At 62.3% G+C, this 20,018-nt stretch carries 22 protein-coding genes; 12 read left to right on the top strand and 10 right to left on the bottom strand.

Translation table 11 applies throughout. The features are described from left to right. Nucleotides 1-9: 9 nt before the first annotated feature. From radC to sfsA, 4 genes are all read right to left on the bottom strand, one after another. A complete protein-coding gene (radC, locus tag KUW62_RS17395; protein ID WP_224817146.1) occupies nucleotides 10-714 on the bottom strand; it encodes a DNA repair protein RadC in 705 nt (234 codons plus the stop codon). Between the two features lie 119 nt (nucleotides 715-833). After that, nucleotides 834-1,523: a hypothetical protein gene (locus KUW62_RS17390; RefSeq protein ID WP_224816723.1), complete on the bottom strand. Its 690-nt coding sequence runs from the start codon at nucleotides 1,521-1,523 to the stop codon at nucleotides 834-836. 57 nt (nucleotides 1,524-1,580) lie between these two features. Further along, entirely contained in the window at nucleotides 1,581-2,390 is an 810-nt protein-coding gene (gene map, locus KUW62_RS17385; RefSeq protein ID WP_224816722.1) for a type I methionyl aminopeptidase, read from the bottom strand. Nucleotides 2,391-2,465: 75 nt separating this feature from the next. After that, nucleotides 2,466-3,194, bottom strand: a complete 729-nt coding sequence (gene sfsA / locus KUW62_RS17380) for a DNA/RNA nuclease SfsA (RefSeq protein WP_224816721.1) — start codon at nucleotides 3,192-3,194, stop codon at nucleotides 2,466-2,468. Nucleotides 3,195-3,243: 49 nt separating this feature from the next. On the opposite strand from sfsA, the gene KUW62_RS17375 reads away from it, so the two are divergent. The 3 genes from KUW62_RS17375 to KUW62_RS17365 all read left to right on the top strand — a co-directional run bounded on the left by KUW62_RS17375 (nucleotide 3,244) and on the right by KUW62_RS17365 (nucleotide 5,686). Continuing rightward, nucleotides 3,244-3,972, top strand: a complete 729-nt coding sequence (locus tag KUW62_RS17375) for a molybdopterin-binding protein (protein WP_224816720.1) — start codon at nucleotides 3,244-3,246, stop codon at nucleotides 3,970-3,972. After that, a complete protein-coding gene (locus KUW62_RS17370; protein WP_224816719.1) occupies nucleotides 3,969-4,706 on the top strand; it encodes a GNAT family N-acetyltransferase in 738 nt (245 codons plus the stop codon). The genes KUW62_RS17375 and KUW62_RS17370 overlap by 4 nt, the downstream gene beginning before the upstream one ends. A gap of 170 nt (nucleotides 4,707-4,876) precedes the next feature. Next, nucleotides 4,877-5,686 (top strand): OmpA family protein, encoded by an 810-nt coding sequence (locus KUW62_RS17365; RefSeq protein WP_224816718.1) that lies wholly within the window; start codon nucleotides 4,877-4,879, stop codon nucleotides 5,684-5,686. Nucleotides 5,687-5,859: 173 nt separating this feature from the next. Here KUW62_RS17365 and KUW62_RS17360 read toward each other — a convergent pair whose 3' ends face one another. Then, nucleotides 5,860-6,765: a LysR family transcriptional regulator gene (locus KUW62_RS17360; RefSeq protein WP_224816717.1), complete on the bottom strand. Its 906-nt coding sequence runs from the start codon at nucleotides 6,763-6,765 to the stop codon at nucleotides 5,860-5,862. A gap of 209 nt (nucleotides 6,766-6,974) precedes the next feature. Here KUW62_RS17360 and KUW62_RS17355 point away from each other — a divergent pair, with 209 nt between their 5' ends. Beyond that, nucleotides 6,975-7,700 carry a class II aldolase/adducin family protein gene (locus tag KUW62_RS17355; RefSeq protein WP_224816716.1) on the top strand — a complete coding sequence of 242 codons (726 nt, stop codon included), beginning with the start codon at nucleotides 6,975-6,977 and terminating at the stop codon, nucleotides 7,698-7,700. A 53-nt stretch (nucleotides 7,701-7,753) separates the two neighbouring features. After that, nucleotides 7,754-8,725, top strand: a complete 972-nt coding sequence (locus tag KUW62_RS17350; RefSeq protein ID WP_224816715.1) for a DNA topoisomerase IB — start codon at nucleotides 7,754-7,756, stop codon at nucleotides 8,723-8,725. On the opposite strand, the gene speB is transcribed toward KUW62_RS17350, so the two are convergent. Then, a complete protein-coding gene (gene speB, locus KUW62_RS17345; RefSeq protein ID WP_224816714.1) occupies nucleotides 8,722-9,678 on the bottom strand; it encodes an agmatinase in 957 nt (318 codons plus the stop codon). The genes KUW62_RS17350 and speB overlap by 4 nt on opposite strands. Before the next feature lie 120 nt (nucleotides 9,679-9,798). Between speB and mtgA the strand changes: the two genes are divergently transcribed. From mtgA to KUW62_RS17315, 6 genes are all read left to right on the top strand, one after another. Next, complete coding sequence (gene mtgA / locus KUW62_RS17340; RefSeq protein ID WP_224816713.1) at nucleotides 9,799-10,524, top strand: monofunctional biosynthetic peptidoglycan transglycosylase; 726 nt, start codon at nucleotides 9,799-9,801, stop codon at nucleotides 10,522-10,524. A 51-nt stretch (nucleotides 10,525-10,575) separates the two neighbouring features. After that, nucleotides 10,576-11,241: a glutathione S-transferase family protein gene (locus tag KUW62_RS17335; RefSeq protein WP_224816712.1), complete on the top strand. Its 666-nt coding sequence runs from the start codon at nucleotides 10,576-10,578 to the stop codon at nucleotides 11,239-11,241. Further along, nucleotides 11,238-12,269, top strand: coding sequence for a tRNA epoxyqueuosine(34) reductase QueG (queG, locus tag KUW62_RS17330; protein WP_224816711.1), 1,032 nt, complete (start codon nucleotides 11,238-11,240; stop codon nucleotides 12,267-12,269). The genes KUW62_RS17335 and queG overlap by 4 nt, the downstream gene beginning before the upstream one ends. After that, entirely contained in the window at nucleotides 12,266-13,123 is an 858-nt protein-coding gene (locus KUW62_RS17325; protein ID WP_224816710.1) for an SDR family oxidoreductase, read from the top strand. The genes queG and KUW62_RS17325 overlap by 4 nt, the downstream gene beginning before the upstream one ends. Before the next feature lie 61 nt (nucleotides 13,124-13,184). Next, complete coding sequence (locus KUW62_RS17320; RefSeq protein WP_224816709.1) at nucleotides 13,185-13,667, top strand: murein L,D-transpeptidase family protein; 483 nt, start codon at nucleotides 13,185-13,187, stop codon at nucleotides 13,665-13,667. 277 nt (nucleotides 13,668-13,944) lie between these two features. Beyond that, nucleotides 13,945-14,142 (top strand): hypothetical protein, encoded by a 198-nt coding sequence (locus KUW62_RS17315; protein WP_370632907.1) that lies wholly within the window; start codon nucleotides 13,945-13,947, stop codon nucleotides 14,140-14,142. Nucleotides 14,143-14,283: 141 nt separating this feature from the next. Here the strand turns inward: KUW62_RS17315 and rlmN are convergent, their stop codons facing one another. The 3 genes from rlmN to KUW62_RS17300 form a co-directional block, all read right to left on the bottom strand. Further along, nucleotides 14,284-15,462, bottom strand: coding sequence for a 23S rRNA (adenine(2503)-C(2))-methyltransferase RlmN (rlmN, locus tag KUW62_RS17310; RefSeq protein ID WP_224816708.1), 1,179 nt, complete (start codon nucleotides 15,460-15,462; stop codon nucleotides 14,284-14,286). Nucleotides 15,463-15,550: 88 nt separating this feature from the next. Then, nucleotides 15,551-16,057: an invasion associated locus B family protein gene (locus tag KUW62_RS17305; RefSeq protein ID WP_224816707.1), complete on the bottom strand. Its 507-nt coding sequence runs from the start codon at nucleotides 16,055-16,057 to the stop codon at nucleotides 15,551-15,553. Between the two features lie 5 nt (nucleotides 16,058-16,062). Continuing rightward, nucleotides 16,063-16,596 (bottom strand): invasion associated locus B family protein, encoded by a 534-nt coding sequence (locus KUW62_RS17300; protein ID WP_224816706.1) that lies wholly within the window; start codon nucleotides 16,594-16,596, stop codon nucleotides 16,063-16,065. A 176-nt stretch (nucleotides 16,597-16,772) separates the two neighbouring features. On the opposite strand from KUW62_RS17300, the gene KUW62_RS17295 reads away from it, so the two are divergent. Next, the gene (locus KUW62_RS17295; protein ID WP_224816705.1) at nucleotides 16,773-17,786 is read left to right on the top strand and encodes an asparaginase; all 1,014 of its coding nucleotides are present in this window, start codon (nucleotides 16,773-16,775) and stop codon (nucleotides 17,784-17,786) included. On the opposite strand, the gene KUW62_RS17290 is transcribed toward KUW62_RS17295, so the two are convergent. Continuing rightward, on the bottom strand, nucleotides 17,783-19,987 hold the full coding sequence (locus KUW62_RS17290) for an ATP-binding protein (RefSeq protein WP_224816704.1): 2,205 nt from the start codon (nucleotides 19,985-19,987) through the stop codon (nucleotides 17,783-17,785). The two genes, KUW62_RS17295 and KUW62_RS17290, sit on opposite strands and share 4 nt — an antisense overlap. Nucleotides 19,988-20,018: the final 31 nt, after the last annotated feature.

Below are 20,018 nucleotides of genomic sequence, written 5' to 3'. Positions count from 1 at the left end.
CGCGAGTGGTCAGAGGTAGCCTTCCGCCCGGAAGCTCAGTTCGCGCGCTTTGCCGATGACAAGGTGATCGTGGATCGTGATCCCCAGAACCTCCGCCGCGTCACGGATCGCGAAGGTCATGTCGATGTCCGCCTGGCTGGGCGTGGGATCACCGGACGGGTGGTTGTGAACAAGGATTAGCGCCGTGGCGTTCAACTCCAGCGCACGTTTGACGACCTCGCGAGGATAGACGGGCACATGGTCCACGGTGCCATCGGCCTGAGCCTCATCCGCGATCAGCACGTTCTTGCGGTCGAGGTAGAGGACGCGAAACTGCTCCAGATCACGGTGGGCCATGGCCGTCTGGCAATAGATCAGAAGCGCGTCCCATGAACTGAGGATCGGTTTCTGCATTACCTTGGCGCGGGCCATGCGATGCCCCACGGCCTGCATCAGCTTGAGCTGGAACACGACCTTATCGCCGACGCCTTCAACCTCCTTTAGCCTTGCCTCGGGCGCGGCGAGGACGTGATTGATATCGCCGAATTGAGCCAAAAGTCGTTTCGCCAGCGGTTTCGTATCGCCGCGAAGGATCGCGCCGTACAACACCATCTCTAGCAATTCGTAATCCGGGACAGCATCGGCCCCACCATCAATGAAGCGTTGGCGCAGGCGGTCACGATGATTGTGACGATGCGCCTCCGCCCCCTTGGAGGGGCCACCGGCCTTGCGCATCGGCACGGCCTTCACGAAGCGCGGCGAGACTTCTTCAAAGGAAAAGGCAGGTTGATCGGGCATGGGACAGAGAGTGCCGCCAAAAGGTTAACCATTGGTTAGCCGGATCGCTTCAATCGTCAGTGAAATGTCCAAGCGTTGAGCACCCGACTCGTCAGGGTTCCCGCGAGCGATGCCGCATCCGTCACCGGAACCCGGTCCAGATCGATGTTCGCCGTCACGAACAGGCTTTCCGGCTGGTCGGGATGCAGAAGCACCACGGCACGCGTCAGCATGATGGCCTGTTGGCGCGGGTCACGATAGGTGATCATCAGGTGAACGGCAGCCGCCGAATTTCCAAGCTCCACCCCTTCGAACCCGACCGGTTCCGCATCGGGAAAGGCCGCAAGCCACGCGGGATAGAATTGCTGCTGCAACAGACTTGCGGCAAGGTTAAGGCGCGCGACCAGGGGGTCGTCCTGATCCTCGAACATCGGGATGCGTGCATCGGTGATCTGGATGTTCTCAAGGAATGTCAGGTCATCCTCCGACGCACCGATGGCGGAAAACTCGACGGCCAGAACTTCGGCCCCACCGGGCACGGGCGTGGGGATGATGCGGACATGAAGCTGGTCATGTTGCGGCAGGTAGAGGTCCGACGGCGCCGGGATCGCCACACCATGTTCCGCACCGAACGCGGCATCGAGCGGGAAGATGCGTGGGTCCTCGAATTGCGAAGCTGTCACGGGGTTGAACAGGGTCGGATCATCGGCCTGCGCGTGGGCGGGCAGGGCCAGGAACGACATGGCAAGACACAAGATGAGCTTCATGGAATGGCCTTCGGGCAAAGACCGGAAGGCTAGGGGCCTTGGTCCAATGCCGTCAAGTCAGGCCCAGGTCGGGTGGAACTTCCCCGCAGGCGACAGGGTGAAGATCTCGAACCCGTCCGCGGTGACGCCGATGGAATGCTCGAACTGCGCCGACAGGCTCTTGTCGCGGGTCACGGCCGTCCAGTCATCGGCCAGCACCTTGGTTTCGGGCCGACCCAAATTCACCATCGGTTCAATCGTGAAGAACATGCCTTCTTCCAGCACCGGGCCTTTGCCGGGGCGTCCGTAATGGACGACATTGGGCGGCGCGTGGAACACTTGCCCCAGACCATGGCCGCAGAAATCGCGCACGACGCTCATCCGCTGCGCTTCCACGTAGGATTGGATGGCGTGGCCGATATCGCCGAACGTGTTGCCGGGTTTGACCGCTTCGATCCCTTTGAACAGCGCATCGTGGGTGACTTGCACCAACCGCTCCGCCTTGCGCCCGATTGTGCCGGCCACATACATCCGCGACGTATCGCCGAACCAGCCATCAACGATCACGGTGACGTCGATGTTCAGGATGTCGCCGTTCTTGAGCTTCTTTTCACCGGGAATACCGTGACACACCACGTGGTTCACCGAGATGCAGGACGCGTGCTGATAGCCGCGATATCCGATCGTGGCCGACGTCGCACCGGCCTCTTTCACCCATGCCTCGATCTGCGCGTCGATTGCGCCTGTCGTGGCACCGGGTTCCACCATGGGCGCAACTCGGTCGAGGATCTCAGCCGCCAGCGCCCCCGCGCGGTGCATTCCGGCGAAGTCGTCCGGGTTGTGGATGCGAATGCCATCCCGTGTCAGGCGGCCAGTGAAATCGTCCAAGGCTGGTTTCTCCGGTAGAAGCTTAGGCCCAAAATACGCCCGAAAACGCAAAATGGCCAGTCAGGTTGCGACGGATCAGCCGGGCAGTGCCTGAGGCTTGGGGTCAACCGGCAGGGGGTTGGTCAACGTGATCCCGCCCGGCGAGATATCGGTGCCATGGCACAGGATTTCAACGCCTGCCGCGCGGGCCGCATCGAAGGCCAGAGCATAGGCCGGGTCCAGATCGGGGGCGAGGCGAAAGCGCGTGCAATCGGTGCGTTGCACGACATAGAGCATGACCGCGCGCCCGCCCTGCTCCGCAATCCGCGCCAACTCGCGCAGATGCTTGGCCCCACGCGCGGTCACACAATCGGGGAATTCAGCCCAATCGCCATCGCGGCGCAGGTGGCAATTTTTGACCTCTACATAGGCATCCGGGCGGCCCGGTTCGGACAGGAGGAAGTCGATCCGGCTTTTCTCATCGCCATAGCGTTGTTCCGGCTTGATGACGGAATAGCCTTTGAGGGCCTCGATCCGGTCCTCTGCCAGCGCCTCCTTCACAAGAAGATTGGGCAGGCCCGCGTCAATGCCCGCGAAATGGCCTCCTTCCAGCTCAACCAGGCGCCAGCCGAACTTCAATTTCTTCTTGGGATCGCTATTCGGCAGAAGCCAGATCCGCACGCCGTCATCCTTCAGCCCCAGCATCGCGCCGGGATTGGGGCAATGGGCCGTCACCTCTCGACCGTCATCCAGCACGCAATCGGCGAGGAAGCGTTTGTAGCGGCGCAAAAGGCGTGCGGGGACAAGGGGGGATGGAAAGCGCATGGGACGGGACCTATACCGTTGCACGATACTGTCCAAGGGAGCGCGAGACATGACGAACCCCAATGCCGCGATGCTGGTCATCGGGGATGAGATCCTGTCAGGCCGGACGCGGGACAGCAACATGCACCATTTGGCCGGGGCCTTGACGGAACATGGCATCGCGTTGGTGGAAGCGCGGATGATCCCAGACGATCACGAGGGCATCGTCCGACATGTCCGGCAGCTGGCCGGGGCGTACGACCACCTGTTCACGAGCGGTGGGATCGGGCCGACCCACGACGACATAACGGCAGAAGCGGTGGCGGAGGCGATGGGCGTGGCGTGCAGCGTTCGGGATGACGCGCGTGCGATCCTTCAACGGCACTATGATCGGTCGGGGCAGGAGCTGAACGAGGCACGCCTTCGCATGGCGCGTATTCCCGACACCGCGACCCTGATCGACAACCCGATCAGTGCGGCGCCCGGTTTCACCCTTGGAAACGTGCATGTCATGGCCGGTGTCCCGACGATTTTCGAAGCGATGCTTGCCGGTATTTTGCCCACGCTCACAGGCGGCGCACCCATGGTGTCCGATAGCCTGCGTGTTGAGCAGGGGGAGGGCGACATCGCGGGCCCCTTGGGGAATTTGGCGGATAGGTATCCGGAGGTCTCCATCGGGTCCTATCCGTTCACGCAAAACGGTTTGCATGGCTCCAACGTCGTCGTGCGGTCCCAAGACCCGGCAGCGGTGGCGCGGGTCATGGCAGTGTTGCGCGACCTCTTTCCGGCAGCCCCATGAACGCAGCCCGGATTTTCCCCACCGTCGCCGCCACGTGGCCGCCCGTTTCGTCGGAGGTCATTGATGGCTTCGCCGTTCCAAGTCCCGATGCCGGTGGCAACCGCGTAAGCGCCGCTCGCCTTGCCGATGCGACAGCCACGGGAGCCAGCGTAGATGCGGTGGAACGTGTGGAAGCCGCGATGCAAGCGCAGGGGCGGACGCCGTTGTTACAGGTGCTGGATCATCAGGGGGCGCTGTCGGACACGTTGGACGAACGTGGCTACATCGCGCGGGATCACACGGATTTTCTGCTGGTCGAGGCCGCTTCCCTCGCGCGCACTCCTCCGCCCGTCACGGCCTTCGACATCTGGCCGCCGCTCGCCATCCAGACCGAGATTTGGGAGCAAAGCGGGATCGACGCCGCGCGTCGAGCGGTGATGGCGCGCGCGACCTGTCCCAAGACGTCACTGTTCGGGCGGATCAACGACAGACCCGTCGGCGCGGCCTATATCGGGTGCCATAACGAAATCGCAATGCTCCACGCGTTAGAGGTGCTCAGGGAGGGCCGCCGCAAGGGTCTAGCCTCCCACATGATGCGCATGGCGGCGAAATGGGCCGCCGATCAGGGGGCCTTGTGGCTTTGCGTCCTCGTCACGCAGCAAAACGTCACGGCGCGGCGGCTTTACACTTCCTTGGGAATGAAACCTGTGGGAACCTACGTCTATCGAGAGAAAGAAGGCGGAACGGCCCAGTGAGCATTGCAGGGACGCAGCACGTTTGCGGCGCAGCATTGCTGTGTATCCTGCCCCTGTGCTTGCCCGCCGCCGCAAGTGCGCTTGACCTCGACTTTCCTGGCACGGCTGAGTTGACCCACAGCACCGACGCCGTGCGCGGCCAGCACCCCCTTGCGTCCGGTCCATGGAGTATGGACGGGCTTCCAACGGCGCAGGCAGAGGGGATGGTACAGGAATTCATCTGGCAGATCAGCGGCGACGGCGTGTCCACTACGACGCTTCTCATGACGTTGAGGGATCAATTGGAGGCCCAGGGATTCGACATCGGGTTTTCCTGCGCCGACCGGGCCTGCGGCGGCTTTGACTTCCGCCACGCCCTCCCCGTGGGCAACGCGCCCGAGATGCATGTGGACCTTGGGGACTTCCGATACCTCACGGCCCGGGCAGAGCGGGAGGATGGCGAAGAACACCTTGCGTTGATGATCAGCCAAGGTGGCGCGACCGGGTTCGTGCATCTGGCGCTTGTTCAACCCGCGAGCTCGGCGGCCCCGCCTGTCGTGGCGTCCACGAGCATTCCGGAACTGGACGCGGACCCGGCCCTTACCGATGCAGATATTGTGGCGGAGGACCTGATCGGACAGCTGACACGCATCGGGTCGGCCCCCTTGGACGACCTGCAATTCCAGACCGGTGCCTCCGCCCTGTCGGGGGAGCGGTACGCGTCGCTCCTGGCCCTGGCGAACTACCTGGCCGAGGACCCGGAACGACGCGTGGTCCTTGTGGGTCATTCGGATGCTGAAGGATCGCTCAGCGGCAACATCGCATTGTCGGAGGCCCGGGCGAATGCCGTGCGCCGTTTCATGACCCAGGAACTGGGTGTAAGTGCATCCCAAGTGGAGGCGCAAGGCATCGGCTTCCTTGCCCCGCGGGCCACGAACACCACGGCGGAAGGGCGCGAATCCAATCGACGCGTGGAGGTGGTCCTGGCCGATCCGGGCTGAACCTGCCGACACGGAAAGGCGCGGCGCACCTCTTGGCGGCCCGCAGATGAGCCGCAAACCAAACAAAAAAATCCCGGGCGGAAGCATGGAAGCTTCGAACCCGGGACAAGGTGGGCTTCGTGTCATCAGGCAATTCGAAGACACGAGGCACGGCAAATCGTAAGCTTAGGGGATCACCAGTCGCCCGGTCCCTTGTCGCGGAAACTCTCCACGAGGTAGTCGATGAAGGCGCGGACCTTGGGTTGGATGTAGCGGCCCGGCGGGTAGACGGCATAAACGCCCTGCACATCCACCGGCAGATCCGGCATGGCATCCTGCAACAACCCTTCACGCATCGGATCGGCGTAGAGAAACGAGGGCAAGTAAGCGATGCCAAGGCCGCCGATCGCGGCGTTCAGAAGGCTCTGCCCGTCATTCACCGTAAGCCACCCGGCGGTGCGCACCTGCCGCAACTCACCCGAGGGGGCGGTCAGCTTCCAGACATTGCCGGAGGAGGAATTCGAATAATGAAGAAGCTTGTGCTCGTTGAGGTCGTCGATCCGCTCGGGTCGGCCATATTCCTCGAAATAGGACGGGGCGGCGATCATGCGGCGTTGGGTTTCGCAGATCTTGCGCGCCATGAGGGAACTGTCTTCCAGCTCTCCCACGCGGATGGCCATGTCGAAACCTTCGGAAATCAGCTCCACGTAGCGGTTGTTGAGGACCATGTTCACGGTGATTTCCGGGAACGCATGGAGGAATTCACCAAGGATCGGAGAGACGTGGTTGACGCCAAAATCGGTCGCAATCGACACGCGCAACGTACCCGACGGCGCGGATTGCATCGCAGTCACAAGGGCGTCTGCTTCGCCCGCGTCGTTCAGGACACGGCGGGCGCGGTCGTAATAGGCAAGGCCGATCTCCGTCGGAGAGACCCGTCGCGTCGTGCGGTTCAACAATCGCGCACCCAGGCGCGCCTCAAGCGAGGAGACGTGTTTGGAGACGGCGGATTTCGAGATCCCCATCTTTTTCGCTGCATCTGTAAATCCGCCCTGATCCACAACCGTGGCGAAGGCTTCCATTTCCGTTAGTCGATCCATTACGCGATCTGCCTTTTACTGCTCGGACCTAGGTGTCGCGTCAAATTGGGGCGCAAATGGGATGGGGCTTTGTCCAAACCGGGATTATTCCGCGGATCGTTCATGGCATGGCAACAAACGTTAAGCCCATATTTACGATTGCAGGAGCCGCAGCGGGGCCGTTAGCGTCCAGCGACACCAATGGGGTTCAGTCAAACGGGGGCCGAGCGATGGACTACGCGACCCAAAGGGCCGAATTGGCCGCCGCGTTCCGCTGGACCGCACGTGAGGACATGCACGAAGGCGTGGCCAATCACTTCTCCCTCGCGGTCAACGATGCGGGCACCGAGTTTCTCATCAATCCGAAGCGGCATTTTTCGATCATGAAGGCGTCCGACCTTTGGGTCGTGCAGGCCGACGACCCTGACAGCGCAAAAGGCGATGACGCGCCGGACCAGACCGCGTGGGGCCTGCACGGTGCACTTCACCGCCACGTCCCCCATGCGCGCTGTGCGATGCATGTGCATTCGACCTACGCGACCGTGCTGGCATCACTTGCCGAATCCCGGCTTCCGGCCATCGACCAGAACTCCGCCATGTTTCACAACCGACAGATCGTGGACGAGGGATATGGCGGATTGGCGTTGGAAGACGAGGGCACGCGCTGCGCTCAGATGTTCCAGGACCCCGGTGTGCGGACGATGATCATGGGCAATCACGGCGTGCTGTTCATCGGGGAGACCGTGGCCGAGACATTCATGCGCATGTATCATTTCGAGCGCGCGGCGCGGAACTACATGCTTGCCCTTCAGACCGGGCGCCCGTTGCGGACTTTGCCGGAGGACGTGGCAGAGCGTACCGCGCGGCAATTGGAGGAGGACCACGGCGCGGATGAGGATCTGATGCGTGGGATCCGGGACGTGCTGGATCGCGAAGGGTCCGACTACGCGGCTTGACGTTAACGTAAGATCGTCGGGAACCGCCCCTTTCCGCGCGGCGTTGACGGGCCATGATACCCGATGGACTGATCTACTACCCCGATGACCGCCCCGGGATCACCCGCAGGCGGTCCGGTCGCGGGTTCAGCTACCGCGCGCCTGACGGCACGACAATCGGCGACGAAACGGTGCGCAAGCGGATCGAGGCGCTGGCCGTGCCGCCCGCCTATCGCCATGTCTGGATCAGCCCGCGTGTGAACGGGCACCTTCAGGCCACCGGATACGACGCGGCCCAACGCAAGCAGTATCGCTACCACCCCGATTGGACGACATTCCGGGCCGAGCGGAAGTTCGAGGATTTGCCCCGGTTCGGACTTGCCCTGCCGCGCCTGCGCGCCGCGATCCGGTCGGGGCTGGAGGAGGAACCGGGAACGCGGGATTTCGTGATCGCGGCCGTCCTTGGCCTGATCGACCGCCTGTCGCTGCGCCCCGGGCACCCTGATTACGCGGAAGCCAATGGCAGTTTCGGAGCGACGACCCTGCGGTCCCGCCACCTATCGGCTGACGAGGACGGCACACAGCTGAAATTCACCGCCAAGGGCGGCAAGAAAGTCAACGAAACCTTGCGGGACAAGACCCTTGCCCGCGCGTTGCACAAGCTTGACGACCTGCCGGGGGCGCCGATCGCGACATGGCTTGATAACGGCCAGGTCCGCAACGTCTCACCCGACATGCTCAGCGCGTATATGGCCGATGTCACCGGGGAAGACGGGTTGACGCCGAAGACCTTCCGCACGTGGAACGGGTCCGTGGCCGCGATGGAGGTCGCCTTGCGAGAGGATGACCTGACGATCGCATTGATGGCGGAGGCCGCGGCGGAACGGCTTAACAATACGCCGAGCATGGCGCGCAACAGCTACATCCATCCCGAAGTCATCGCGCTTTCGGAGAAGGGTCTTGAGAACCGCCAGCAACTTGCCGAGGCGACCACGCCAACCCGCCTGCGCAAGGCCGAGCGGGCTTTGCTGAACCTGATCGACTAGGCCCCGCCCCGCGCGTGAAGAATGCGCCCCATGAGGTTGAACAGAAGCTGCGCGGCAAGAATCGCCGTTGTGCCATCCCGGTCGTAATCCGGCGCGACCTCCACCAGATCGACACCGACGATCCTGTTGCGCTTGGCAAGGATGGCGAGGAACTCCAAGACCTCGTAGTAAAGGAACCCACCGTGGGAAGGCGTGCCCGTGCCCGGCGCGATGGACGGATCGAAACCGTCAATGTCTATCGTAATGTAGAGGTCCGTATCAGGCGGTACCCGCGCGGCCGCGGCGTCCACTCCCAAAATGCGAAACTGGCGAACCGACTGGATGTCTGACCCAAATCGGCGGGCATCCTCGTATCCATCCTTTGCGGTGGAACTGACGTTTCGGATGCCGAATTGCGACAGGCCCGAGACGTGGTCCTGCTCCGCCGCGCGGCGCATCGGATTGCCATGGCCGTGGCGCACGCCGTGCCGCTCATCCACGAAATCGAGATGCGCGTCGATCTGGACTACATGGATCGGACCACGACCGTCAAACGCGCGGATGCAGGGGATATTGATTGAGTGGTCGCCGCCAAGCGTGACGGGGATTGCGCCCGCGTCCAACGCGGCGCGCACGCCCGCCTCGATATTGGCGTGGGAGGCTTCGGTATCGGTGTGGATGATGTCCGCATCCCCCATATCCACGATCTTCGTTCCGGGCCCAAGATAGGTGACATCATCTTCGTGATCGTAGGCGCCGTCATGGCCGAAAGCGAAAAGCGTCGACGCCTCCCTGATCCCGCGCGGGCCGAAGCGTGCGCCGGGGCGCCATTGCGTGCCGAAATCAAACGGCGCACCCAGCACCGCGATATCGGCGTCGATGCGGGACCAGTCGGACACGTAATCGTACTTGCCGAAAGTGGCGATCCCCACAAAGGGCAGATTCAGGCGGCCTCGGTCATATCCATGTGACATGGGGCCAAGGTGCGGCGAATGGGACGCGCCTTCAAGCGGATGTTGCGCGTGGGGCTGGCGTCGGAGCCGCCAGCGGAGGTATTTGAAACGCAAATATGGGCTATCCCTCGTGAGAGCAGTTTGGCGCAGCGCACACGGAAAACGAAAAAGAAGAAGACCGAGTCGCGGGCGCGGCGATGGGCGCGGACGTTTCGGCGATGGCTTTGGCGTGGCCTGTTCGGTGCCGTGGCACTGATGCTTTTGTGGATCGTCCTCTACGCTTTCGTGCCGGTGCCGACGACGATCTACATCCTGCAAGAACGCGCACGACTTGGCGGGGTGGAACGCGATTGGGTCCCCATGGAAGACATCTCGCCCCATCTGGCGCGGGCTGCCGTGGCGGCAGAGGATGCGAATTTCTGCCTGCATTGGGGTTTCGACATGTCCGCGATCCGCGACGCGATTGCCGATGGCGCGGCGCGTGGCGGCTCCACGATCAGCCAGCAAACGGTTAAGAACGCCTTCCTGTGGCACGGGCGATCGTGGGTGCGGAAGGCGTTGGAGGCCGTTATTACCCCCGTGATGGAACTGATCTGGCCCAAGCGTCGGGTGTTGGAAGTTTACCTTAACGTTGCCGAATTCGCGCCCGGCGTGTTCGGGGCCGAGGCGGCCGCGCAGCATCATTTCGGTATCTCCGCCGTGGATCTTACCCCGCGCCAAGCCTCGCTTCTGGCCGCAGTCCTGCCCAACCCGCAACAGCGCAATGCCAGCGCGCCGTCCAATTCCGTGGACCGCCGCGCGCGATCCATTGCAAACGGGGCGGCGACGATCCGCGCCGATGGACGCGATGCCTGCTTTGCGAATTGATTTTTCCCAAACCCTCTTGCAAAGACGGGGGGCAACGACACGAGCAATCCCATGAACCGCCTCTACCATTTCCCGCTGTCCCCCTTCTGCCGGAAGGTGCGCCTGATCCTCGCGGAAAAGAAGATAGAGGTGGAGCTGGTCGAGGAGACGTATTGGGAGCCGACCACGGAGTTCTTGCGCCGCAACCCGGCGGGCAAGGTGCCGGTCCTGAAGATCGACGGCATGACGTTGAGCGATAGTCAGGCAATTTGCGAATACCTTGAGGAAACCGTCCCGGAGCCCGCGCTTTTGCCCCGCGATCCCGCCGGCCGTGCGGAGGTTCGACGTCTGGTGGCGTGGTTCGACGACAAGTTTCATCGCGAGGTCACGTGCAACCTGGTCCACGAAAGGGTCCACAAGAAGCTGATGCGCGGCGGATACCCTGATGGACGCGCGGTCAAGACCGGGGCGACAAACATCAAGTTTCACTTGCGCTATATGGACTGGCTTCTGGATCACCGCCGCTGGCTGGCGGGCGACAGGATGACGATGGCCGATTTCGCTGCCGCCGCGCAGCTATCGTGCCTCGACTACATCTCCGACGTGGACTGGAGCCTGAGCGCGCCGGTGAAGGACTGGTACGCGACGATCAAATCGCGCCCCGCGTTCCGGTCGATCCTGGCGGACCAGATTTTCGGGTTCCCACAGCCGGCCCATTACGCCGACCTCGACTTTTGAGCGGCCTAAAGGACGCCCTTCTGCGCGAGGCCCGGGAGGCGGGGTTTGCGAAGATGGGCGTTTGCAAGCCCGATGCCCTGCCCGAGCTTGGCGCGCGCCTGGCCGACTTCGTCGCCGCCGGGCACCATGGACAGATGAACTGGATGGCCGAACGGATGCATTGGCGCGGCGCGCCCGACATCCTGTGGCCAGAAGCGAACTCCATCGTCATGCTGGCCGAGCCCTACACGCCGGAGGTCGATCCGCTGGCCGCTTTGGATGCGCGTGATTGCGGAACGATCAGTGTCTACGCCCAAAACCGCGACTACCACGACGTCGTGAAGAAGCGCCTCAAACGGGTCGGGCGCTGGCTTCTGGATCAATGCCCGGGCGAACAGATCAAAGTGTTCGTGGATACCGCGCCGGTCATGGAAAAGCCGCTGGCGCAGGCCGCAGGGCTGGGATGGCAGGGCAAGCACACCAATCTTCTGTCCCGCGACATGGGGAATTGGTTCTTCCTGGGCGCGATTTTCACAACCGTCGAGTTGCCCGTTGAGGAACCGCAAGTGGACCATTGTGGGACGTGCACCGCGTGCCTTGATATCTGTCCGACCGACGCGTTTCCGGCGCCCTTTAAGCTCGATGCGCGGCGCTGCATCTCTTACCTCACTATCGAGCACAAAGGCCCTGTCGCGCCGGAGCTTCGGGCGAAGATGGGCAACCGTATCTATGGCTGCGACGATTGTCTGGCCGTCTGCCCGTGGAACAAGTTCGCCCAAGCCGCCAGGGATTTGCGGTATGCGCCGAGGGCGGAGTTGCAATCGCCGAAACTGGCGGAGCTTGCCGCGCTTGATGATGTCGGGTTCCGGGCGTTGTTCTCCGGCTCTCCGATCAAGCGCATCGGGCGGGATCGCTTCGTGCGGAACGTCCTTTACGCCATCGGAAATTCCGGGGAGCCTGCCTTGGCGGAGGTTGCGCGCGGCCTTTTGGGCGACCCGGATGTGGCCATCGCGGATGCGGCAGAATGGGCATTGGAGCAGCTGGCATGAGAATGTTGATCTTCGGATACGGCTTCACGTCGCGGGCCTTCGCACAATCCCTGAACAGCGATTGGCAGATCACGGCGACCACGCGTTCGGCCGAGAAGGCGGGTACGATCCGCGCCGACGGTGTCACCCCGCGGATATTCCCCGGCGACGACCTGCGCGCGGATCTGGCGCAGGCAAGCCATGTCCTGATCTCTGCGGGACCGCAGGATGGGCGCGATCCGGTATTGGCTGAATTGCGCGATGCGTTTTCCGATGCATCGCATCTGGACTGGATCGGATACCTGTCGACCACTGGCGTCTATGGCGATCATGGCGGCGGCTGGGTTGACGAAACGACCCCCCTGACCCCCGCCACCAAACGGGGACAGGCCCGGGTGGCGACGGAAAAGGACTGGATGGACCTGCACCGCAAACACGGTCTGCCGGTTCACATCTTTCGCCTTGCGGGCATTTACGGGCCTGGCCGCGGTCCTTTCGCCAAGGTGCGTAACGGCACAGCGCGGCGAATCATCAAGGAGGGACAGGTGTTCAGTCGATGCCATGTGGACGACATCGCACAGGTCCTGCGCGCCTCCATCGCGCGGCCCAATCCCGGTGCCGCCTACAATGTCTGTGACGACGATCCGGCCCCACCGCAGGACGTGCTTGCCCATGCGGCGAAGCTGCTCGACCTGCCGATCCCGCCCGCCATCCCGTTCGAGGAGGCAGAGATGTCGCCGATGGGCCGAAGCTTCTATGCCGAATCGAAGCGCGTCTCCAACAAACGGATCAAGGAGGAGTTGGGCGTGACGCTCCTCTACCCCGATTATCGCAGCGCGCTGGCCCAGCTTCTTTCTGCCGAAGCGGGCACCTGACCCTCGCCTTGGGCGGGGTTATCGGTGTATCACATCGAAAAATATTCGAGCGGACAGATCCATGCGTTTTCTTCTCATTGCCCTTCTCAGCCTTGCGGTCCTGTCAGGCTGCTCTCGCTTCATCGACTATGACGGGCCAGAGGTCACGCGTGTCGTCGTCCTCAAGAACGAGCGGCTGATGTTCCTCTACCACGGCGATGAAGTGCTTGAGACCTATGAGATCGAGCTTGGATTTGCCCCGGAAGGCCACAAGTTGGAAGAAGGCGACGGACGGACGCCGGAGGGCGACTACATCATCGACCGGCGCAATCCGAACAGCCAATGGTATCTGTCGATCGGCATCAGCTATCCCAACGAGGACGATATTGCCCAGGCCCGCGCACGCGGCGTCAGTCCCGGTGGCGACATCTTCATTCACGGCACGCCGCGGCCATTTCGGCGCGTGGATGACTGGACCGTTGGGTGCATCGCGGTGACGAATGCCGAGATGCGCCAGATTTACGCCATGGTTCAGAACGGAACGCCGATTTCGATCTACCCCTAAGGCAGGCAGCGAATCGGCGCTTAACACGTTGATTCGCCTTCCGAATGGCGGAAAACCCTGCTGTGGTACCGCGCTAAAGAACGGGAAAATCGCGACTCACGGCGCTCTTTCGCCCGGACCGGCCCGGAAGTGTTGCTTTTTTGACGACATACCCGAAATCATGTCCGGAGATGAAATTCACTCCCATTGCAATCGCACCACGTTGCTGGTTAAACCTGAACACGAGGTACAGTCTTGGGTGCCCTAACCTGCGCATTGTGCGTGAAAGGGGCGTATCTTGGAGGATATTATGAAGAAACTTGCTCTCGCTGCTGCTCTGTCTGTTGTCGCCACTGGCGCATTTGCAGGCGGTTACGTTGAACCGGCTCACATCGAGCCCGTGGTCATCGTTGAAGACACCGGCTCCTCGGCCGGCGGCATCCTGGTGCCCGCCATCGCCGTGCTCCTGCTGGTTCTGGCATTGCACCACAACTGATCCGCGGATCGGTTACACGACATTGAATTGGCGCTGCCTTCGGGTGGCGCCTTTTCTTTTGCCACAACGGCATTGCGGCGCCCACTAACGCGGTGCGCCCGAACGGGTTCCTCCTTCAGAAAAAGAAAAACGAGACGCCTGTTACAGGCCCGCCTCGGCCTCGATCTGCTTGCGCGACTTCCGCGCACGCTCGGTCGCCGACTTCAGCTGACCACAGGCGGCCATGATGTCCTCGCCACGCGGTGTGCGGATGGGGGAGGCATATCCCGCCTTGTAGACGATATCGGCAAACCGTTCGATCCGCTCCCAATCGGACCGCTCATACGGCGCGCCGGGCCATTCGTTGAAGGGGATCAGATTGATCTTCGCCGGAATGCCCTGGATTAACTTCACCAGCCGCCGCGCATCCTCATCGCTGTCGTTCACATCCTTCAGCATCACGTATTCAAACGTGATCCGCTCGCTGTTCGATGCCTTGGGGTAAGCGCGCAGCGCGTCGAGCAAATCCGCAATCGGCCACCGCTTGTTGATCGGCACCAGCTTGTCGCGCACCTCGTCCGTCGTGGCGTGAAACGACACCGCAAGTTGGCACCCGATCTCTTCCGCCGTGCGCGCAATCTCTGGCACCACGCCCGATGTGGAAAGCGTGATGCGCCGCCGGGACAGGGAAATCCCCTCGGGGTCCATCGCGATCTTCATCGCGTCGCGCACGTTCTCGAAATTATAGAGCGGCTCCCCCATGCCCATCAGCACGATGTTCGACACAAGGCGCGGCTTGGCGTCCGAGCCTTCGCCCGCTGCCGTCCATTCATCCAGATCGTCGCGGGCCAGCATGACCTGGCCGATAATCTCCCCCGCCGTCAGGTTACGGACCAGCTTCTGTGTGCCGGTGTGGCAGAACGAACAGGTCAGCGTGCAGCCAACCTGGCTGGAGATACAGAGCGTCCCGCGATCAACCTCGGGGATATAGACGACCTCAACCTCATGCCCGCCCGCGATCCGAACCAGATACTTGCGGGTGCCATCCGCGCTGACCTGCTTGGACACGACCTCGGGCACGTCCGCCGCGAAGGTGCTCGCCAGCATGGCTCGGTAATCCTTGCTGAGGTTCGTCATCGCCGCGAAATCGCGCACGCCTTTCTGGTAGAGCCATTGCCAGATTTGGCCGGTCCGCATCTTCGCCTGCTTTTCCGGCGTACCCGCGTCGATCAGGGCGGCGCGAAGCCCATCGCGGGTCAGCCCAATCAGGTTGACCGGCCCATCGGGCAGCTTGCGTTTGATCGTGGCAACGTCTTGCGTAATCGGCGCGGAGGCGGGCATCGGGGTGATCCTAGTGAGGTTGGGGTCACATATAGGACCGTCGGCGCACACGCAAACCCGTTGACCCCGGACCCGTGGCAGGTCCACATCAGTTCGCGCAGCGTAGTTCCGCATCATTCATGGCAAGCGCGAAACCTTGCAGGTTGAATGTGTCCACAACCTCCGTCCCGCGTGTCGACGTAGCCGTCACCACCATCTCGGCCCCGTCGCGCATTGCCGCGATGATCTGCGCGTCGACCTCCGGCGATCCGGCCCAGGACATCGGGCCCTCCGTGAACAGGTCAAACACGGCATCGCCGATGGCCAGCGCCACCGTGCTTCCATTCGCGAACTGATATCCGCCTGTATAGCTGATCTCACCCACACGTCCGTCGTCCGGCCAAAACGACACGAAGATCAGCGCTTCATCGCGATTGATGGCATCCGACACGTCTTGCCCGTCACGCGTGGCCACTGTTCCGCTTGGATCGGACGTGATCCAGCAGCGTGTCGGATCCTCCTGAACGTAAACGGGCCAAGGCGCGTCCTGCACCTGGGCCATTGCCGACCCGGCAGCACAAAGCAGCAACCCGAAGGCGCAGAAAGCAAATCGCATGTCGATCAGGTCCCGCAGCGGGTCTCTGCATCCTCGACGGCGGCCGTGAAGCCCAGAAGGCTGAACGTGTCCTGTGTCTGGGTGCCACGGGAGGACCGGGCTGTCAGAACCGCTTCGGCCCCGCGCTTCATCGCGGTGATGATCCGATCATCGTCCTGCGGGGACGCGGCCCACGCCATCTCACCTTCGGTGAACAGCTCGAAGGACGTGCTCCCGATCTCCATCGTGACGGTGGAGCCATCGGCGAAGGGATAGCCGCCGGTGAAGCTGACTTCACCCAGACGTTCCTGGCCCGGCCAGAACGACACGAACATCAGGATTTCGCCACGCCGCACGGATACGACACGCCCATCCCTTGTGTTCACGGTTTCAGACGGTGTCGACACGACCCAGCATTGCGTCGGGTCATCTTCGACGAACACGGACCAATCGGTTTCCGCGTTCACACGGTTGGTGGATTCTTCACCATCCTGCGCGATTGCGACCGTGCCTGAAATGGCAATCGCGCCCGCCAGAATACCAGCAAGATATGTCTTCATTGTTGTCAGAGCCTCCAGCCCCATCGCTGCCTCTGGTCGGCACCCTTTTTTTGCGTCATCAAACAGATGAGGGCGTCCGAGCCGTAATCGGGGATAAACTAGCCGAAACGGTTCGTTGAAAAAAGCCCCGATGGCGGAAATTCGCCGGGATGTGAAGGGATTGGGACGAAAACACCATGGCAGAGAACGCAGCAGAGCTTTTGGTCGAGGTCCATCGCGGTCCAATTCTGGAATCTCAACATGGCGGTCACGCGGTGATCTGGCGTCACGGCGAAGGGATGATCGGGTCGTGGGGAGAGCCGGACAAGCGCATTTTGCCCCGGTCGTCGTCGAAGATGATTCAGGCGCTTCCGCTGGTGGAAAGTGGGGCGGCCAATGCCTTTGGGCTGTCGGACGAGCACCTGGCGCTGGCCTGCGCCTCACATCAGGGCGCGGCGATCCATACCGATCGTGTGACGCGCTGGCTGGATGATCTGGATCTTGGGGAGGCCGATCTGCGATGCGGCGTGCAATGGCCCAGCGACGTCCCGGCGCGCGACGGGTTGATCTGTTCCCAATGCGGGCCGGATCAACGCCACAACAATTGTTCTGGCAAGCACACGGGCTTTCTGACCTTCACCAAACATGTCGGTGCCGGGCCGGAATACCATGATCCGTCCCATACCTTGCAGCGCGCGATTTCGGAGGCGTGGGACGACGTCACGGATGAGGCGAACCCCGATTTCGCGATCGACGGATGCTCCGCCCCGAACTTCGCCACGCGGCTGTCAGGTCTGGCCCGAGCCATGGCAGCCTTCGCCGCCGCACGAGAGGATGGCGGGGCGCGGCAAGCGGCGATGGTCCGGTTGCGCAACGCAATGATGCGGCATCCGGACCTTGTGGCGGGAGAGGGGCGGGCCTGCACAAGGTTGATGCGGGTCATGGAGGGCCGCGCCGCGATCAAGACCGGGGCGGAAGGCGTTTTCATCGCCATCGTGCCGGAGCTTTCCGTCGGCGTCGCGCTCAAGATCAGCGACGGTGCCACGCGCGGGTCCGAGGCCGCGATTACCCAGATCTTGGGCGCGTTGGGCGTTCTGGACCCGAACCACCCCGAAGCGCGGGCCTTCACCCACGGCCCGATCCGCAACTGGAACGGGATCGAGACGGGGCATTACCGCATCGCGGACAATCTGGCGGGGTGGCGCCCCTAATCCGTGACGACCCCGTCACCGAGCCGGCCCTGCACCATCTTCTGGATCACGGCTTTTTTCAGGGGTTTCGTCACATATTCATCCAGGCCCGCCTGCAAGATCCGGTCCTTGTCCCCTTCCAGCGCATGAGCCGTCATGGCGATGATGGGAATGCGGTCCATCCCGTTCTCCACCTCGAACGCGCGGATCAGTTTCGACGCCTCCAGCCCGTCCATTTCGGGCATGGAGATATCCGTCATCACCAGATCGGGCCGGTCACGCTTGTAAGCGTCCAGAAGCTCGAGGCCGTTATTCGCAATCTCGATGTCCAGATCGAGGCCCTTGAGCATCGTCTTGAAAACCAATTGGTTGGTCTTGTTGTCCTCCGCCGCCAGAAGGCGCGGGCGGGTTCGCGACGGGGGCGATGGCTCAGGCTCCGGCAATACGTCTGACGCCGTTTCCTCAATCTCACCATGCTTGCCAAGGTCATCCGCCGCGTTCGGCGCAGGGTCGGCGACCGGCGCGGTTTCCAGAAGCTGTGCGCGCAAGGCGGACAGACCGTCATGAAGGGGGCAACACATGTACCCGTCCGGCGTGCTGCCGTCTGACAGGTGGGCAAGCCGCGCGCCCGTGAACGAAGCCTCATCAAGCGCCGTCATCACGTCGTCCGCCGTTACGCCGCCGTCACACAGAATGATGGCCTGCGTGCCATCCAGATCACGTTGGGAAGGTACACGCCGCAACAGGGTCGTCTCCGCATGCAAGCGGCCAAGCGCGTCCAGAACCTCATCCTCCTGGTCGCCCTTGCCACCGATCACAAGCACCCGGTTTCGATCCACGGGAAGACCCGCAACCGGGTCAAGGCGACCGTCGGGATCCGCTTTCAGCCGCACGACGAAACCAAATGCAGACCCCTTTCCGGGCGTGGATTCCAGCCACATTTCGCCCCCCATCAGCTCCACCAACCTGCGGGATATCGCGAGGCCAAGGCCGGTCCCGTCGTGTTTTCGGTTCGCCTCATCCTCCACCTGATTGAATTCCCCGAACACGTGGGCCTGCTTGTCCTCCGCGATGCCCACGCCGGTATCTTCCACGACGATACTGACATTCAGATCGTCGGTTTCAGCACCCGGCGGTCCTGCAAGAACGTGAACGGTGACATTCCCCTTTTGCGTGAATTTGACGGCGTTGCCGATCAGGTTGGTCAGCACTTGCCGTACGCGGCCCCGATCACCGATCATCCGGTCGGGAAGGAAAATGTCGTAGTCGAGCCGCAGCTCGATCTGTTTACCCTCAATGCCCGGTTGAAGCAGGCGGAAAATCTCCCGCACCATGGCGTTGAGGTCAAAGCTCTCCTCCCGCAATTCCAGTTTGCCCGCCTCGATCTTCGAGTAGTCGAGGATGTCGTTGATGATGACCAGCAACGCCTCTCCCGAGTTACGGATGGTGTCGGCGAACAACTGTTGTTCCTCATCCAGACCGGTCTCACGCAGAAGCTCCGCCATGGAAACGACACCATTCATTGGCGTCCGGATTTCGTGGCTCATATTGGCGAGGAAAGTGGATTTCGCGCGACTGGCGGCCATGGCGGCATCCCGTGCGGCGCGCAACTTGCGCTCACGGCGGATGTTGGGGGTCACGTCAACGGCGAGGGACACGAAATCACCCTGCGGCGTCTGCTTGTCGTTCAGGCGGATATAAGCCCCGTTCCACAATTTGATATCGGCGCGCGGGATCGGCGTCATTTCCCAACGGGCGATCATGCGGTCGACCCAATCATCGGGATCTTCACCTTGCAGGTCCACCACGCCCTCATCGACGGCAACGCGGAGAATCGCTTCGTAACTGGCGCCCTCCGCCACATCGGTTATTCCGTCGAACACATCGAAAAAGGCCGGGTTCGCCGCCACCAGTCGCCAGTCCCGGTCAAAAATGGCAAAGCCATCCTCCGTCGCGGTCAGCGCGTCCCAAAGCCGCCTTTGCGCGGTGACGGCGCGTTCTGTTGCAACCTCAAGCTGCGCCTTGGTCTGGGTCGTCTGCCCCTTGAGCGCCTCGTTTTCTTCTCTCTGTTCAATGACTTGACTGGACAGCGCGTTCGCGTGTTCCGCAAGTTTGCGGTTGGCGGAATACAGCTCCTCCGACCGCAGGGCGAGCAATTGCTCCGCCTGCAGGCGCGCACGTCTTTCCTGTGCCAAGCGAGAATTCAAGCTGTTTGCGGCCATAACCAAACCCTCAACCGAGGGATTCCAAAAC

This window comes from Hasllibacter sp. MH4015 (genome assembly GCF_020177575.1).
Classification (GTDB): Bacteria; Pseudomonadota; Alphaproteobacteria; order Rhodobacterales; family Rhodobacteraceae; genus Gymnodinialimonas.
This window is presented reverse-complemented; position numbering and strand designations above follow the sequence as displayed.